Genomic DNA, 16,130 nt, shown 5'->3' with positions numbered 1-16,130 from the left:
TACCACAATCGATACCGACTAACTATCACAAACGCTTGTGTATATTCATTGTCAGTGCAGAGTTAATCAAGTTTTCGTAGCGAACAGGTGATGAATAGCTTTAGTGTATTCTACCTTCTTTTTCCCACCAAAACCCTTGATTATGCTTTTGAAAAAGCTACGCTTTTTACTGGTTCCCTGCTCTCTACTGGCGCTGAGCCTTCAGGCGCAAAACACGCCAGTGGTACAGCAGGCGGAAACCGGGACACTCGGTGCTGATTGGACTAACCCCACTCAAACCGGCGTACAGTATGTAACAGTAGTGCCTACGGCCACCATCAACGCTCAGAACCCTGGCACGGCGGCTCGTATCATCACCTATTCCGTCACATTTCCGGGCCCCGGCAGCTACGATTTATACGCCCGGATACGCGTAGGTGCCAACGGTGCAAATGACGACAGTTTCTACTACGGCAACGGGTTCGGTACCAAGCTCCCTGCCGACGACACTAATTGGATTACTGTTAACCAACTAAGTGGTGTGGGCTATACCAGTACGACTGAAGTGGTAGCCGGAGCCGGCGGCGGACAGCAGCAAGTATGGAAATGGTTGAACTTGTCGGCTTTCAACGGCGGCGAAGCACCGATCAGCTTCACCGTGGCGGCGGGCACCCTCACCCAAACATTCCAAATTGGAGCCCGCGAAGATGGCCTCGATATCGATAAGTTTGTGTTTGGCACTACCGGGCTGTATTTCACGGTGGCTAATTTGGATGCCGGCGCCCAGGGCTCCAGCACGCCGCCTACCGTGTTTACGCCCAGCGGCTTACCGATGGCTAATGGCAAACCCAAGTTTCTGGGTGGCGTGTACAGCAATCCGCAGAAACCCTTCTTCAACAACTACTTCAACCAGGTGACGCCCGAAAATGCGGGCAAATGGGGCAGCGTGGAGAGTACCCGCAATGTGATGAACTGGACCGAACTGGATTCAGCGTATGCGCTGGCCCAGCGTAAAGGCTACCCGTTCAAGATGCACACCTTGATTTGGGGCGCCCAGCAGCCTATCTGGATTGAGAACCTGCCAGCTTCAGAGCAGCTCATGGAAATCAACGAGTGGTTTGCGGCCGTTGCCCTGCGCTATCCTAACATCGCGCAAATTGAAGTAGTGAACGAGCCCACCAACGACCTGCCTCTCAACGGCTCGACCGGTAATAATGGCCCCAATACGCCGGGCAGCGGCGCTGGTAATTACTACAATGCCCTGGGCGGCGCCGGCACTACCGGCTGGGACTGGGTGATTACCTCGTTTCAGCTGGCGCGGCAGTACTTCCCCAACACGCAATTGATGATCAATGACTATGGGGTTGCAAGCTCTACCACTAACGCACAACGCTACCTAACCATTGTAAACTTGCTGGTAGCCCGCAACTTGGTTGATGGTGTGGGCATACAAGGCCACGCTTTTGAAACCCGGAACGTGTCCGCCGCTAACCTAGCTACCAACCTTTCTTTGCTTGCCACCGCAGGCAAGCCACTCTATATTACTGAGTTGGATATCGATGGTGTAAATTCAGCTACGCCGCCTGTACTCGACGATGCCGTGCAGCTGGCTGAGTATCAGCGCATTTTTCCGACGCTGTGGGAGCACCCATCGGTGCGCGGCATTACACTGTGGGGGTACCGGCCCGGCCACTGGCGCACAACCCAGGGTGCTTACCTCGCCAACGGCGACAATACAGAACGCTCGGCGCTGGTGTGGTTGAAGAACTACGTACGGACTACCGTGCTTTCTGCTAAAGGCCAGCAGAATGCTAATCTTACGCTGCACCCAAACCCAGCAGCTGACGGCCACTTTCTGGTGCAGGGCGGCCAGAAGATTCAGGTCATCAAGGTGTTCGACCTGAATGGCCGCCTACTGCAAGTAGTATCGGTAGCCAATCAGCCGGTGGCAGAGGTCAACCTGAACCTGGCATCGGGCATGTATCTGGTACAAGTAGTTGAAGCGCAAGGCGTCACTTCACGCAAGCTGATTGTGGAATAACAATCAACTCATACGCCCAACAAAAGAAGGCCCGCACTATGGTAGTGCGGGCCTTCTTTTGTTGGGTGTGGAGGCAAGGAAGAAGTAGTACTGCTTCTAAGAAAGCAACTAAACTAGTCAGTTACTCAACGTTGCCCTAGGCTCCCTTTTGCTTGAGAAGACTTGGGTGATGTGGAGGTACCCCCGGGAGTTGCGGGTGGGCCGAGGTAGCTGGGTTTCATACCGCCAAAGTCAACTACTATTTTTTCCAGCACCACGCCGGGGTCAATGCGCCAGAACTTCAATGTATGCTCACCGGGCTTAGCAATGGTGTGCTTGGTTTCTTTGATCATTATGCTTTCAGCTACTGCTTTTTCCCAGGGGCGGTTGCCGTTATCAGCCACCAAACCGGTATGCAGATTAACAATTTGCGGCGCCTCATCATCAATGGACACAGCGTAGCGGAGGCCTTGGACTCCAATGAAATCCAAGGTGGGAGCCAGGTAAGCCCGTACGCTTGCAGAACCAGCTTGGGTGGCGGTGATACGATATTCTAGGTGTGGGCTGGTGCCACCAGGTGTAGCGGTTGGCACAGCCGTAACCGGAAATGTAGTAACAGCTCCTGCGGTACGGCCGAGGTCGGGCAGACGCTGCCAAGTGATAGAGCCCGCATTCACCGCTTGCGTGTACTGCTCCGCATCAATCGAAACGAACTGGTTGCCGTAGTCTGCCGCTTGCACTTCAGGTTTCGCCTGTTCCGTGATTTTGTCGGCGGTCAGCGTCACTACTTCGGGCATTTTATCCACGGGCGGCTGCTGCCAGTAGGTGTAGCCGATGTGGGTTTGGTCCATCATGTGGTTCCACTTTCCACCCGCCAGGGCGTGGTAGCGATTCTTTATTTCGGTGTCTTTGGCAAACAGGGCTTTGGCTTTCTCAGCTAGGGCGTTAGCCGTAGAATAGCCGGCTTTTGCGGCCTCCCGGTTCTGCGCTACCGTGTAATACAACTCGTTGAGGTTAGCACAAGCCTGTACCGGATGCAGCACCAACTGGTAATAGGCGTCGCGGGCGGCGGCGGGCAACTTCTGGTTGATGGCTTCGGCGCGGGTTAGGAGCGTGTTGTACTCAGCCACTATGGTGGCCCACTCGCCGGTAGCCAGGCTGTAGGTGTTGGCGTCGAGCAGCTCGGGCTTGCGGCGGGCGTTGTACTTGGCGTACTTGGCCAAGATGTCGGCAATAGTGGTGGCATGCTGGTCGCCGAACTGCTGGGCGGCCCACTGCCGGGTGTAGGTGGCCACCTGCTCGGCCTTAATCTTGTCGGGGTTCCAGGCGTAATCGAGAAAGAAGCTGATCGGTACCTCCATGGGCTTCAGGTCCCCCACATTCACAATCCAGATTTGGTTGGCACCGTACTCGTGGGCCAGGTGCATCTGCTCCCAGATGCGCGGCAGCGGATTAGTATTGAGCCACTTGTAGTTGCGAGGCCCGCCCACGTAGTCGAAGTGGTAGTAGATGCCATAACCGCCGGCGCGGGGCTTCTCCCCTGCTTTTGGCAGCTTGCGCAGGTTACCCCAGTTGTCGTCGCAGAGCAGCAGCGTTACGTCGTCGGGCACGCGCATGCCCTTGTCGTAGTAATCCTGCACTTCCTTGTAGAGGGCCCAGAGCTGCGGAGTTTGCGTGGCAGGCTTGCCGGTTTCTTCAGCCAGAATCCGGCGCTGGTCGGCCACAATCTTTTCCAGTAAGGCAATGTTGCTACCCTCGCTCATCGGCTCGTCGCCGTCGCCGCGCATACCCACCGTTACGATGCTTTCCTTGGTACCCATGTTCTTGATACCCTGCCGCCAGAAGTCTTGGAGCGTTTTCTCGTTGGTTTGGTAGTTCCAGGCGCCGCTGCCGAAGCGCTTCCACTCCTGCTGGGACCGAACCATAGGCTCGTGGTGCGACGTACCCATCACCACGCCGTATTCGTCGGCTAGCACCGGGCTTTGCTTGTCGTCGTCGTTGAAGGCGTTGCCCCACATGGCGGGCCAGAGGTAATTGCCCTTCAGGCGCAGAATCAACTCGAAGACGTGCACATACATTTTGGAGTTGATGCCGCCAAATTTCTCTTTGGCCCACCCGCTCAGGGCTGGCGCTTCGTCGTTGAGGAAAATGCCCCGGTACTTCACCTGCGGCTCGCCCTGGGTATGGCGGCCGGCGGCCACGTACAGCGCACTTTGTGGCTTGGTGGGTACATCGGCCCACCAATACCAAGGAGATACACCCATCTGCTGCGACAAATCGTAAATGCCGAAAATGGTGCCACGCTTGTCGCTGCCAGCAATAACCAGCGCCCGTTCTACGCCTGGCAGCGGCTTTTCCACCACTTGCAGCACGAAGGTTTCCCACTTACCGGCCAAGCCGGCAACATTCAGTTTCCCAGCTTTTACCAACCCATCAATCAGGGGGCTTTTGCCTAGCGTACCAATCAGCACCACTTCCTTGCCGGCCGGAGCTTTGTCGGTGGTCAGGGTTGGCGTGAGCTTGGTGACGCGGTTGACGTCGGCCTGCAAATCCGTGGCGGCCCGCAGTACGCCCGGCCAATCCTGGGCGCTGGCGTACAGGGGTGCGGCTTTGCCACCTGCGGCCAACTGAAAGCTACCCTTGCTTTGCTTGCCCGAAACGTACACTTCGGAGCCCGGCACAGTGGGGCCAGCCCAGGCCGGAAGAGCGGCTAGCAAGACAGCTACCATAATCAGCAGTTGACGAAACCTGATAATAGAAGCGCGGTGAGTGACACTAAACATGATAGGCAGCATGAGGAAGAGAATAAGTTAGAACTTCACAACTTCCCAGAAAGCCTTTTTAGGCTTCTGGTTCTGGTCAAAAAGTAGTGGGTAGTTTTTGCGGCCCGGTACAGGGTACGTATCCAGCCAACTGTATTTATCGGACACGTTCCAGAAGGTGACACCGGTCAGTACGTTCTTGTAGTCACGGAAGACGCGGAAGAACATCCTGTATTGCTCGGCCTGCTTCTGCTCTAGCTCCGGCGTGTAGGCATCCGACTCGTCGGGGCGACGGGCCCGCCGCTCTTTTTCCCAAGGGTAAATGGATACGTCGAGTTCGGTAATCTGCACCTTGAGGCCCAGCGAGGCATACTGCTCAATGGCTTTGCGCAGTTCGGCTTCCGTGGGTTCCTGCAACGACCAGTGCCCCTGCAACCCCACTGCATCAATGGGCACTTTGGCGTCTTTCAACTGCTTGAGCAGCCGGTACACTCGCTCCCGTTTCTCGGGCCGCTCGGTGTTGTAGTCATTGTAAAACAACACAGCCTGCGGATCGGCTTCGTGGGCATATTCGAAGGCTTTGGCAATAAATTCGTCGCCGCAGATCTGGTACCATTCCGAATTGCGCAGGAATTCGGTGGGGTTGTCGGAAATGGCCTCGTTGACCACATCCCAAGCATAAATCTTGCCTTTGTAGCGCTTCACCACGGTATCAATATGGCTTTTGAGGCGCTTAAACAACACGTCTTTACTGACCGTTGTGCCGTCGGCATTCTTAAACAGCCACCTAGGAGTTTGCTCGTGCCACAGCAGATTATGGCCGCGTACTCGGAGCTTGTTGTCCTGCGCAAACTGCACAATGTCGTCGGCATCCTTCCAGGAGTAGCGGTTTTCCTCGGGGTGAATGGGGCCCATCTTCATGGCGTTTTCGGGCGTCACGCTGTTGAACTGCTGCTTGATTAGCTCGGCTTCGGAGCCTTGCAGTTGAGCCCGACCCACGGCCACACCCACCGGGAAATAGCGCTTATAATAGTCTTTGAGACCCTTTTCGGGTGCGGGCTTTTCGCTGGTCAGCAGGCCTGTACTGGCTGTAAGCAGGGTGGCCACTGCTAGCTGGGAGAAGGTAAAACGGGGCATTTTCATAGAATCAGAAACGGCATGAGGGCAAGCTACCACCTCCTTGCAACGGGCGGCAACTTGCCCTCACGAGCGAAATAGCTGAGCGGATGTTTACCAATAGATGGTGTAGAGCACCGTGAGCAGCACCATGATGGTGATAGAACCGATAGCAAAGCCACGGGTAGTTTTGAACATGCTGCTGTCCACTTCCAGGCCGTTGGTTTTTACGCCTCGGCTAGTTTCCAGTAGGCTAATTAGCACCATCATGATGATACAGAAGACAAACACGAAGCCCATCCGGTCGAGGAAAGGGATTTCGTAGACGCCGGCCGCGTTGGGCACGGCAAACCCGAATGGTGCCAGGAAGGAGAGGTTGGCGAAGGTGGGCAGGAACTTAAGCAGCACCGAGAGCAAGAAACCGCCGATGGTGGCAAACAGGGCCGCCGTAGAGGTGGTTTTCTTCCAAAAGAAGCCCAGAATGAACATGGCAAAAATGCCTGGCGACACGAAACCCGTGTATTCCTGAATGTACTGGAAACCGCCTTTTTTGTCGATTCCCAGGTGCGGCGCAATCAGTACGCCCAGAATCATGGCCACTACCACGGCAATCTTGCCCACGTTCACCAGCTTCTTCTCCGAAGCCTCGGGGTTGAGTACTTTCTTGTAGATGTCGAGGGTGAAGATGGTAGCAATGGAGTTGGCCTTACCAGCCAGCGAGGCTACCACGGCCGCCGTGAGGGCCGCAAATGACAACCCTTTCAGGCCCACCGGCAAGATGTTGAGCAACACCGGATACGCACGGTCCGGGTTTAGGTCGGCTCCCGAGCCAAACTCGGCGGCCCCAAACACATCGGCTTTGAAGAGCACGTAGGCGGCAATGCCGGGCAGCACCACAATCACCGGCATCAGCAGCTTGAGAAACGCGGCAAACAGCAGCCCGCCGCGGGCAGTAGGCAAGTCGGCGCCGAGGGCGCGCTGGGTGATGTACTGGTTGCAACCCCAATAGTTCAAGTTCACAATCCACATACCGCCCAGCAGCACCGTGAGGCCGGGTAGGTCTATGTAGTTCTCATTGTCGCGCTTGAAAATCATCTGGAAATGGTCCCCGGCTTGCTCGGTCATCAGGTTGAAGCCCGCTACCACGCCCGACTGGCCGTAGTGGTCGGCCACCATGTTCAGGGCCAAGTAAGTGGTAGCCAAACCGCCCAGAATCAGGAAGAACACCTGAATCACGTCGGTGAAGCCGATAACCTTCATACCGCCCAGCGTGATAATCACCGCGAAAATAGCTAGTGCATAGAGGCAGAACTCCAGGTTGAGGCCCGCAATGCTACTGATGGCAATGGCCCCGAGGTAGAGAATCGAGGTCAGGTTGACCACAATGTAGAGAGCCAACCAGAACACGGCCATAATCATGGCCACCGTGCCGTTGTAGCGCTGGTGCAGAAACTGCGGCATGGTGGCAATGTTGTTCTTCAGGTACACCGGAATGAAGAACACGGCCACAATAATGAGCGTAAGAGCCGCCATCCACTCGTAGGTGGCAATGGCCAAGCCCATCTTGAAGCCCGAGCCCGACATGCCCACAAACTGCTCAGCCGAGATATTGGAGGCAATCAGCGACGAGCCAATGGCCCACCACGTCAGGGAGCCTTCGGCCAGGAAGTAGTCTTTGGAGTCGCCTTCCAAGGTGCCATCGTGGCCGGTTTTGCGGCGGTAGATCCAGATGCCGTACCCCGATACAATCAGGAAATAAATGAAAAAGACGACGTAGTCTAGTGTGGAAAGTTGGTGCTGCATGAGAAGTTATAAGCCACCAAAACTGGCAACGGATACGAAAAAACGGAAGTACTATTTAGCAGCCACTGCGCGCAGCAATCAGCAGCTAGCTGGAAGTCACCATCTAAAGTCAAAGCGAAACAGAAGCTAGTTGCATGGTGCGGCAGCTCTATCTCAGATGCTGTTCTGAGGCAACCCCATTAGGGGCTACTGCTTAGCGCATGGCTACTTGCTCGGTGGTGAAGCCGGAAGCCGGCAGGCCTTCCTTGTTATAAAGATTGGCGCCTTCTGGGTTGTCGGCCCAGGCGTAGCGCACCACGGTCGGGTTCGGGACCTGGTCGTTCCACACCACCACTTTGTTGCCATCAATCCGAGCCTGCGCCCACACGAATTTCTTGTCTGGGCCAGCCACCGCAAAACCCTTTAGGGGTTCGCCACCTTTGGCTACCAAACCGCCGCCGGTGCTAGCAAAACTAAGCGTGGCTTTGTTGCCAGCCACCTGCATTGTCTGGTACAACGGCCCCGACGAAACCACTTTGCTGTCACCGTAGGCTACTTTCTGAGCCGCCAGCGCCAAGCGGTGGCCGGGGGTTTGTTTATCGAGGGGATGGATATCGTTCCACTCGCCGGCATCGGTAATGACGGCCATACCAGTGTAGGGTACGGTCAGGGTACGGCGCTGGGCGTCGCGCACGGCCGCCCAACCACTCTCGGTTGGCTCAGGCCTCACGGCCATGAAATTGGCGAGCTGTACGTACAGGAATGGCAGTTTGGGTTGCTGGAAATGGGCACGCCAATCGTTGATAAGGCTAGTCATCAAGGCTTGGTAGTCCTGTGCGTGGCCGGTATTGCTTTCCCCCTGATACCAGAGTACACCCTTGATGGCGTAAGGCAGCACCGGCGCAATCATGCCGTTGAAGAGGCCGCCGGGCTGGTACTGAAACGTGGTAGTGCCTGGCGTGGGCGACATGGTGGCGCCTAACTTATACTGCCAAGGGCCGCGCAAATCCAAGGTCTGGCCGCCGGCTATTAGCTGGTAGTTTTTCTCGGGCGTAAAGCCGCCGCGCCCACCGTTATTGATGAGGCGTACTACCACCACGTTTTTGCCCGCCTTCAGCACTCCCGGTTTCACCTCGTACTTGCGGGGCGGGTACTGGTAGCCAGTGGTGCCCACCAATTGCCCGTTGATGTAGGTGGAATCGGCATCCACCAGCGTACCCAGTTCTAGGCGAGCGGGCTGCCCTACCATAGCGGCCGGCACTTCCACTTCCTTCCGAAACCACATCACGCCATTTACCATGCCCATCGGCGTCTGGCTGGCCCAGTAGCCGGGCACGTTCATAGTAGCCCAGCTGCTGGCGTCGTGGTCGGGGGCCGACCATTTGTGCTGGCCGCGCGCTTCGCCTTGGTCGGCTTGGTAGAGCTGCTTGTACCAGTTGGCCACGGCCGCCCCTTCGCGCTGCCGGATGCCGGCTACCATAGCGCTGTCTTTGTACTTGGCGCCTTGCTGCTCATAGGTCGGGAACTGCTTTAAGGCGTCTGCGCTCAGCCAAGCTTCGGCTGGTGAGCCGCCCACGGCATCCTTTATCAACCCAACTGGCACTTGGTACTTGGCGTTGATTTCTTTAGCGAAAAAGTAGCCCACACCTGAAAACTGAAGCACGGTTTGCGGGTCGGCAGCAATCCACTTGCCGCCGGTTACGTCGGTGCGGGGCTTCTGGAAAGCGTAGCTCATGGGTACTTCGTACTGCCGAATGCGTGGGTTGGCAGCCTGAGCAATTACCTCAGGGTACTTGTCGCGCAGGCGGCTCATGGGGGTTTCCATGTTCGACTGTCCTGACAGCAGCCACACGTCGCCTACCAGTATATCTTTCACGCTCAGCTCATTGCTGGCTTTGATTTTCAGCTCATAAGGCCCACCTGCTTTCATAGCGGGTAACGACACGTGCCATTGCCCATCGGGGCCGGTAGTGGCCTGGTAGCTTTTACCTTGGAAGGCCACGCTTACCTTCTCCCCTTTCGCGGCCCAACCCCAGATGCGCACCGGCTGCTCACGCTGGAGGACCATCCCATTGCTCACTAAGCGTGGTAGGCGTACTTGGGCAGTAGCCTGCTGCGCGGCGACCATAGCCAGCAGCAGTGAAACCTTCAACGTATTGTTCATCATAAGATTATTAAAGCTAGTGAGCTGACTAAGCTGCTACATAGTACCCCCTCATAAATAAGCCGTGATTTCAGAGCGAAATCACGGCTTATTTCAACCGATCTACTAACAGGGGCACTTACTGCAGGCTGTTAGAGCTTTACATCACTTTATCTTCCTGCGAGCAGTTTCCTTCCAAAAAATTGCTGCGTAACGCGTGGCAAGTGTGTTAGTGCAACCGTAGTTATCAGTTTCGTCAGCAGGCGACGCTTCGTTTGTGCTTCTTCAAGGAAGATAATGCTTCAGAGAAAGACAGGGCGAAAAGATTAGCTGTGCGTAGTAAGTAGCTACTCCCTTCAGCCCTGTTTTGTCAGTCTATTGGTAGCGTGGGTTTTGATAATCAGCTTTTGCTTCTGCCGACATGTCCAAACGCTCCATCTGGAACTGCGGAATAGGGCGCAGATAGTGATACGGTTCGATGGTGCGCGTAACGGTTTGAGGGGTGTGGTCGCCGTAGTTAGTGCCCCCAATACGGTAGGTGCCAGCTAACTCATTCCATTTCTGCGTGCGCACCAGGTCAAACCACCGGTACCCTTCCGCATAGTATTCGCGCGAACGTTCGGCCAGGATGTAGTTGATGTCTATCGTGGTCGGCGTGGCCGCCACCATGGCCGCGCTGTTATCCTGCACCTTGGCCACGTTGCCGTTCTGGTCGAAACGCCACTTACCGGCCCGGGCCCGAATGACATTAATCAATTCCCGGGCGCTCTGACCCGATTTGGTAGTGGCTCCTTTTACGGCGGCTTCGGCCGCTACGAAGTACAGCTCCGAGAACTTGGCCACGTTAAACGGCCGCGTGCTGCCGGCATTCGGCTGCCCTAAGCCCGTCCCGTTGTCGGTACGATAGGGGCCGAGCTTCCAGAGACCGGGATACACAATCCGGCTGATTCCGCGCGGCGAAATCACATAATCGGCTCGGTTGGGTAGGGTACCGGCTCCTACATTGCTCGCGCCGGGTCCTGCAGGGTACGTAATAGCAGTAGCCGGTTCTGTGTCCAAGAAAGTCAGGATGGCACCACCTGGGGTCACCGGCAGGTTGTTGGCGTTGTACAAGGTGGCGTTCGTAACGCCTGCCTTGGGCCAGTTGCCACGGTACGTAGTGGTAAACGTACCATCGTAGCGCGAATCATTGGTTTTGTCAGCAAAGGTGTTCTCGACGGCGCCAATGGTCGGCGCCATCCGGTTCCACGGGCGGCCCAACGCCTGCGCGGCTTCCCGCTGCACCGAATTGACGCCCCCGGTGCCATTCGCATTGGTGTAGCTGCGGATGTTGGTATAGTTCCACGTCATCATCCAGCCGGCAAAGTTGTCCGGAGAACCACCACTACCAAAGCTGATGCTGCCGCCATTGTATAACTCGCTGGATTCGGTGTGGTCGGCAAACATCAGCATTTCCGAATTGCGGTCATTTGTGCCCACGTTGACATCGTAGTACGTTGGCTGCAAACGGAACGGACCGGGGTTATCAATACCAGCCGTGGCCACATCGTAGGCCTGCTGGTAATAATACCGCGCGTCACGACCGGCCGGATCGGTTCTAGGCGCTGCCGGATAGGTGGGAATATTGTTTGGGTTTTCCAGCCACCAAGCATAGGTCAGGTACGCTTTAGCCAGATAAAGGCGGGCCAGCGTTTTGGTGGCGCCTCCTACAACCCGTGGATTCGCCGGCAAATCCGTAATGGCTTGCAGCAAATCAGGAAAAACGGCTTTGGTATAGACCTCGGGCACCGTGTTGCGGACCGAGGTTCTGATAGGATTGATATTGAACTTCAACTCTCCCGAGCCCAAATCCAGGGGCACTCCGCCAAACGTTTGGACTAGCATGAAGTAATCGAAGGCGCGGAAGAATCTCGCCTCGGCAATCAACGCCGGCGAAACGGTGCCGACGGCGCTGGCACTCTCGATAATACCACTGGCCGTATTGATATTCGGAAAAGCCGCTCCCCACAACGCATCGGCCCGGCTGTTATTGGCGCTGAGCGGCGCTCGGCCGGAGAGGTCCATGGCCAGAAAGTTCTCATCGGCATCCCGGCCGTAGGTTGCCTCGTCGGTGCCGGTCAGCGTCGCATTATAGTAGTACGCATTGCCGTAGATGTTGCGCAAGTGCGCGTACATCGAGGTTAAGCCACCCGCAACCCCTCTTTCGGTTTGAAAGTAGCCGGGGGTGTAAAGGCCTCGGGGTTCTTCCTCCAAAAGATCCTTGCACCCAGCGGCAGACATAGAAATGACGGCCGCGCCAATAAAGAATTTTATGTTAAAGGCTTTCATGTTGATCTTTTCTTAAAAGGTGAGGTTGAGCCCGGCAATGAAGGCGCGGGTGGCCGGGGCGTTGGTGCCCAGCGTCAGGATGCGGCTCAGGCTGCCGGACAGGGGCACGGCCGCGTTTTGGTCGCCAAACGAGTTCGTCTCCGGGTCCATGCCCGATTCCTTCTTATAAGGCGAGAAGAAGACGAAGGGGTTCTGGGCCGTGGCGTACAGCCGCAGGCGGTTCACGCCGGCATTCTTCAGCCACGCCATATTGTTGAAATTATAGCCCAGTGAGATGGAGCGCACCTTCAGGTAGGAGGCATCAAAATAGCCCAGCGTCGAGCCGTACTTCGGGTTGTCGCCGCTGGCCAGGGAACCGGGCCGGGGATATTTGGCATCCGTATTTTCCGGCGTCCAGTAATCCACTTTTACGTTCCCGCGCCGACCATTCAGCAAGTTGAGGTAGCCCCCCGAACCGTAAATGGTACTGTTGAGCAGGCCGCCGCTTTGGAAGGCCCCCACGACGGACAAGTCAAAGCCTTTGTACGCCACCCGGGTGTTCAACCCGCCCAGGAAGTCGGGGTTTACGTCCAGAATCTGTCGGTCCGCGGTGCCAATGGGGCGGGTGGGGGTACCATCCGAGTTATAATCGCCGGTGTATTTCACCTTAATCATCCCAATCGTGGCATTAGGGTTGCCGGCAGATGGCTCCAGAATGGCTCTGTACGGGTCGTTTTCTTGCCACAGCCCGATTCTTTCGTAATCAAAGACTACGTTGATCGGTTTACCCACAAACCACCAGCTTCCTTCGTCCCGGTCTTGCTCCCCGGCCAGCGCCGTAATCTTGTTGCGGTTGGCATACAAGTTGAAGCCCGCTTCCCAGGTCCAGCCGTTGGCATTGTCTAAAATCAACCCGTTCAACGAAAGCTCTATGCCTTTGTTTTGCGTGGAGCCAATGTTGTTCGTGAAGCTACCCACCCCGCTGGTGGGAGGCAATGCCACCCCCAGCAGCAGGTCTTCGGTGTTGGTGACGTAGTACTCCACGGTACCCGAAAGCCGGTTTTTCAAGACCGCGAAATCCAACGCGTAGTTCCAGGTTTTAGAGTATTCCCAGCCCAGGGTAGGGTTGGGCGCCACACTCACAAACAGGCCCGTCTGGTAGCCGGTAGGGCCAAAATTGTAGGGGCGGGCGTCCAGGCGGCCCAGGGTGGAATAGGGGGCAACGGCCTGGTTTGACGTTATACCGTAGCCAACCCGCAGCTTCATCATGTTGACGGCCGAAACATTCTGCATGAATGATTCTTTGGCGATGTTCCAGCCGACCGAAACGGCCGGGTAGGTATTCCATTGATAGCCGGGGGCCAGCCGGGAGGAGGCGTCCGAACGGACCGTAGCGGAGAGCAGGTACCGGTCATCGTAGGAGTACATCACCCGGCCCATGTAAGACAACAGACCGGTTTTGGTATACTGCTGGTCGTTGGGGTTTACGATGATTTCGCCGGCCGCCCGGCCCAGATTATAGAACTGAAAGGCGTCGGCAGGAATATCCCGGGCATTAATCTGCGACCGATTGAACGTGTTGCTGGAGGCAGAATACAAGGCTAACGCATTGATATTATGCTTCCCGCCAAAGGTACGGTCGTAGGACAAGATGTTTTCAACGGTGTAGTCCGTGGTCAGCGAGTTGCTGGTGGATGCCGTAGAAGGATTCGTAGCGAGAGCCGAGTTGATGCCCTCTCCCGTATAGCTACCACCCTGGCCCGCCCGATAGTTTACACCCAGGTTGAGGCGGTATTTCAACCCATCGACTCCGGGCATACTGAATTCACCGAAGAGCGAGTTGTAGCTGGCAAAGTTTCTCGATTGACTCAGCCATCGGTCTGCATTATCTTCTACCACCTGCTTGGTAGCTACCCACTGCTCATCCAAGGGCATTCGGATGGTTCTTCTCAGCGTCCCATCCGCATTGTACGGACTGGCGATTGGGGAGGAAGTCAAGGCGCCATACACCCCCACGTTGGAGCCTTCCGTTAGGCTATAGGTATTGTTGGTAGTGAAGCCCAAGCGGACATATTTGCCAACGCCTTGGTCAAGCGAGCCACGAACAGAATAGCGGGTGTACTGCTGGGTAGGAATGACTCCTTCTTCCTGATAATACCCCGCGTTGAAATTGTACCGCCCGTTCTCCGTACCACCAGTTACCCCTACGTTGTGGTTGGATTGAATGCCGGTTCGGTACAATTGCTTCTGCCAATCGGTATCGACGTCATCGGATTCGTCTAGAGTGTTACTGTATAAGGGTTGCCCATTATTATACAAGCCCGTTGCTTTGCGAAGCGCCGCAAACTCTGGCCCGTTCATCATGGGGTAGGGGGAGAAAAGGGTTTTCGCGCCCACAAACCCATCGTAGGTTAGCTGGGCCTTTTGCCCTTTCTTACCCCCTTTGGTGGTTACCAGAACTACGCCATTGGCTCCCCGCGACCCGTAGATGGCCGTAGCCGAGGCATCTTTCAGAATGTCGACGCTCTGGATATCGTTGGGGTTGATGTCGCCGATGGAACCCGGGAAGGGAATCCCGTCCAGTACGATTAGGGGGTCGTTGGTGGCGTTAAGAGAGCGAGTTCCGCGTATCCGGATTTGGGTAGTGGCACCCGGCTGGGAGGAGGTTTGGGAAATTTGTACCCCCGGCAACCGGCCTTGCAGGGCCTGCGAGATGTTAGCCGTGGGTACTTCGCGCAAAGTCTCGCCACTGATGGAAGCCACCGAACCAGTTACTGCTTCGGCTCGCTGCGTACCGTACCCTACCACCACTACCTCGTCCAGGGCCTTGGTGTTGGTAGCCAGCGTAATGTTTACTGTAGTTCCAGAAACAACGGCCTCTTGGCTAACGAAACCAATAGCACTAAATACCAGCGTGCTCCCCACCGGGGCCGACAACGAAAACCCGCCGTCACCATTGGTGGAAACCCCGTTGGTAGTGCCCTTTACCAGCACGGTGACGCCCGGCAGGCCTTCGTTGCCTTCCGCGCTAACAACTCGACCAGAAATCGTTTGCGCAGCTTGCGCCATCGCTGGTGCGGCTGGTAAGAATAGGCTGGCGCTGGGCAGCCCCACAGCCGCAAAAAGCGGCAAGCTCAGGCCCAAGGCCGTGTTGCGTAATGGTGTGTACATAGTGTGTAGGAATTTTGAAATGAAGGTAAAGTCGAAATTAAAAGCCAATGGAATTGCCACCATCGACGGGCAAAGAAGCCCCGGTGATGTAGCGCGCAGCCTCGGAGGCCAAAAATACAGCGGCATGACCGATATCCTCGGGCTGACCGAACTTACCCATGGGCGTGCGGCGCATAGCTCGGTCGCGCCGGTCGGGGTCAGAGTTCATAGCGGTACGGCTCATCTCGGTTTCAATGAAGCCGGGCGCAATGGCATTCACCCGCACGTTGTGCTTGGAGAATTCTGAAGCCAGCACTTTCACCATGCCTTCCACCGCCGATTTAGAAGCTGCGTAAGCCACTACCCTATCGATACCATAATAGGCAGCCATCGACGAAATCATGAGAATCACGCCACTTTCACGCTCCACCATGCGCTTGGCACAGGCCCGTGTGAGGGCAAACACGGCGTTGAGGTTGGTGTGGATAATGCGGCTAAATTCTTGGTCGGTTACTTCGAGAGCAGGCTTTTTCATGTTTACCCCGGCATTATTGACCAGGATATCCAGAGGACCGTAGGTGGCCTCAATATGCTCAACTAAGCCATCCAGCTGGTCAAGTTCGCAAATGTCGTTGGTAAGGTAACGCACCGATTCACCAAGTTCAGCTACAGCACCCTGCAGCACCTCTTCGCGGCGACCAGTTATGACTACGGTTGCCCCAGCCGTAGACATGCAACGGGCAATTTCTAGCCCGATGCCCGTACCACCACCCGTTACGAGGGCCAGCTTGCCTTCCAAGGAAAATGGGTTCAACTGCTGCTGCTGACCGCTAGGTAAGGGAGGAGAAAGTAGGGAATTAGTGTGTGCCAT

General features: G+C 56.1%; 8 protein-coding genes. 1 reads left to right on the top strand and 7 read right to left on the bottom strand.

Going from position 1 to position 16,130, the window contains the following annotated elements; all coding sequences use genetic code 11:
* The first annotated feature begins 148 nt into the window (after positions 1-148).
* Positions 149-2,020: an endo-1,4-beta-xylanase gene (locus tag G536_RS28165; protein ID WP_169515110.1), complete on the top strand. Its 1,872-nt coding sequence runs from the start codon at positions 149-151 to the stop codon at positions 2,018-2,020.
* Positions 2,021-2,145: 125 nt separating this feature from the next.
* On the opposite strand, the gene G536_RS28160 is transcribed toward G536_RS28165, so the two are convergent.
* The 7 genes from G536_RS28160 to G536_RS0115320 all read right to left on the bottom strand — a co-directional run bounded on the left by G536_RS28160 (position 2,146) and on the right by G536_RS0115320 (position 16,130).
* Positions 2,146-4,728, bottom strand: a complete 2,583-nt coding sequence (locus G536_RS28160; RefSeq protein WP_022824492.1) for a glycosyl hydrolase 115 family protein — start codon at positions 4,726-4,728, stop codon at positions 2,146-2,148.
* An 81-nt stretch (positions 4,729-4,809) separates the two neighbouring features.
* Positions 4,810-5,904 carry an endo-1,4-beta-xylanase gene (locus tag G536_RS0115345; RefSeq protein WP_022824491.1) on the bottom strand — a complete coding sequence of 365 codons (1,095 nt, stop codon included), beginning with the start codon at positions 5,902-5,904 and terminating at the stop codon, positions 4,810-4,812.
* Positions 5,905-5,991: 87 nt separating this feature from the next.
* The gene (locus tag G536_RS0115340) at positions 5,992-7,680 is read right to left on the bottom strand and encodes a sodium/sugar symporter (RefSeq protein ID WP_022824490.1); all 1,689 of its coding nucleotides are present in this window, start codon (positions 7,678-7,680) and stop codon (positions 5,992-5,994) included.
* A gap of 193 nt (positions 7,681-7,873) precedes the next feature.
* Positions 7,874-9,826 (bottom strand): sialate O-acetylesterase, encoded by a 1,953-nt coding sequence (locus tag G536_RS0115335; protein WP_022824489.1) that lies wholly within the window; start codon positions 9,824-9,826, stop codon positions 7,874-7,876.
* 351 nt (positions 9,827-10,177) lie between these two features.
* Positions 10,178-11,977, bottom strand: a complete 1,800-nt coding sequence (locus G536_RS0115330) for a RagB/SusD family nutrient uptake outer membrane protein (RefSeq protein WP_245575842.1) — start codon at positions 11,975-11,977, stop codon at positions 10,178-10,180.
* Positions 11,978-12,142: 165 nt separating this feature from the next.
* Positions 12,143-15,280: a SusC/RagA family TonB-linked outer membrane protein gene (locus G536_RS0115325; protein ID WP_084708681.1), complete on the bottom strand. Its 3,138-nt coding sequence runs from the start codon at positions 15,278-15,280 to the stop codon at positions 12,143-12,145.
* A gap of 37 nt (positions 15,281-15,317) precedes the next feature.
* A complete protein-coding gene (locus tag G536_RS0115320; RefSeq protein WP_051166986.1) occupies positions 15,318-16,130 on the bottom strand; it encodes an SDR family NAD(P)-dependent oxidoreductase in 813 nt (270 codons plus the stop codon).

Origin of the sequence: Hymenobacter norwichensis DSM 15439, assembly GCF_000420705.1 — a bacterium.
GTDB classification, from domain to species: Bacteria; Bacteroidota; Bacteroidia; order Cytophagales; family Hymenobacteraceae; genus Hymenobacter; species Hymenobacter norwichensis.
Note: the sequence above shows the minus strand (reverse complement) of the source record. Positions and strands in the feature narration are given on the sequence as shown.

What these genes read in the sequence shown, in the direction of transcription:
- G536_RS0115320 (WP_051166986.1), bottom strand. Translation starts at nt 16,130, where the DNA reads ATGGCACACACTAATTCCCTACTTTCTCCTCCCTTACCTAGCGGTCAG.
- G536_RS0115330 (WP_245575842.1), bottom strand. Translation starts at nt 11,977, where the DNA reads ATGTACGCGCACTTGCGCAACATCTACGGCAATGCGTACTACTATAAT.
- G536_RS0115345 (WP_022824491.1), bottom strand. Translation starts at nt 5,904, where the DNA reads ATGAAAATGCCCCGTTTTACCTTCTCCCAGCTAGCAGTGGCCACCCTG.
- G536_RS0115335 (WP_022824489.1), bottom strand. Translation starts at nt 9,826, where the DNA reads ATGATGAACAATACGTTGAAGGTTTCACTGCTGCTGGCTATGGTCGCC.
- G536_RS0115340 (WP_022824490.1), bottom strand. Translation starts at nt 7,680, where the DNA reads ATGCAGCACCAACTTTCCACACTAGACTACGTCGTCTTTTTCATTTAT.
- G536_RS0115325 (WP_084708681.1), bottom strand. Translation starts at nt 15,280, where the DNA reads ATGTACACACCATTACGCAACACGGCCTTGGGCCTGAGCTTGCCGCTT.
- G536_RS28160 (WP_022824492.1), bottom strand. Translation starts at nt 4,728, where the DNA reads ATGGTAGCTGTCTTGCTAGCCGCTCTTCCGGCCTGGGCTGGCCCCACT.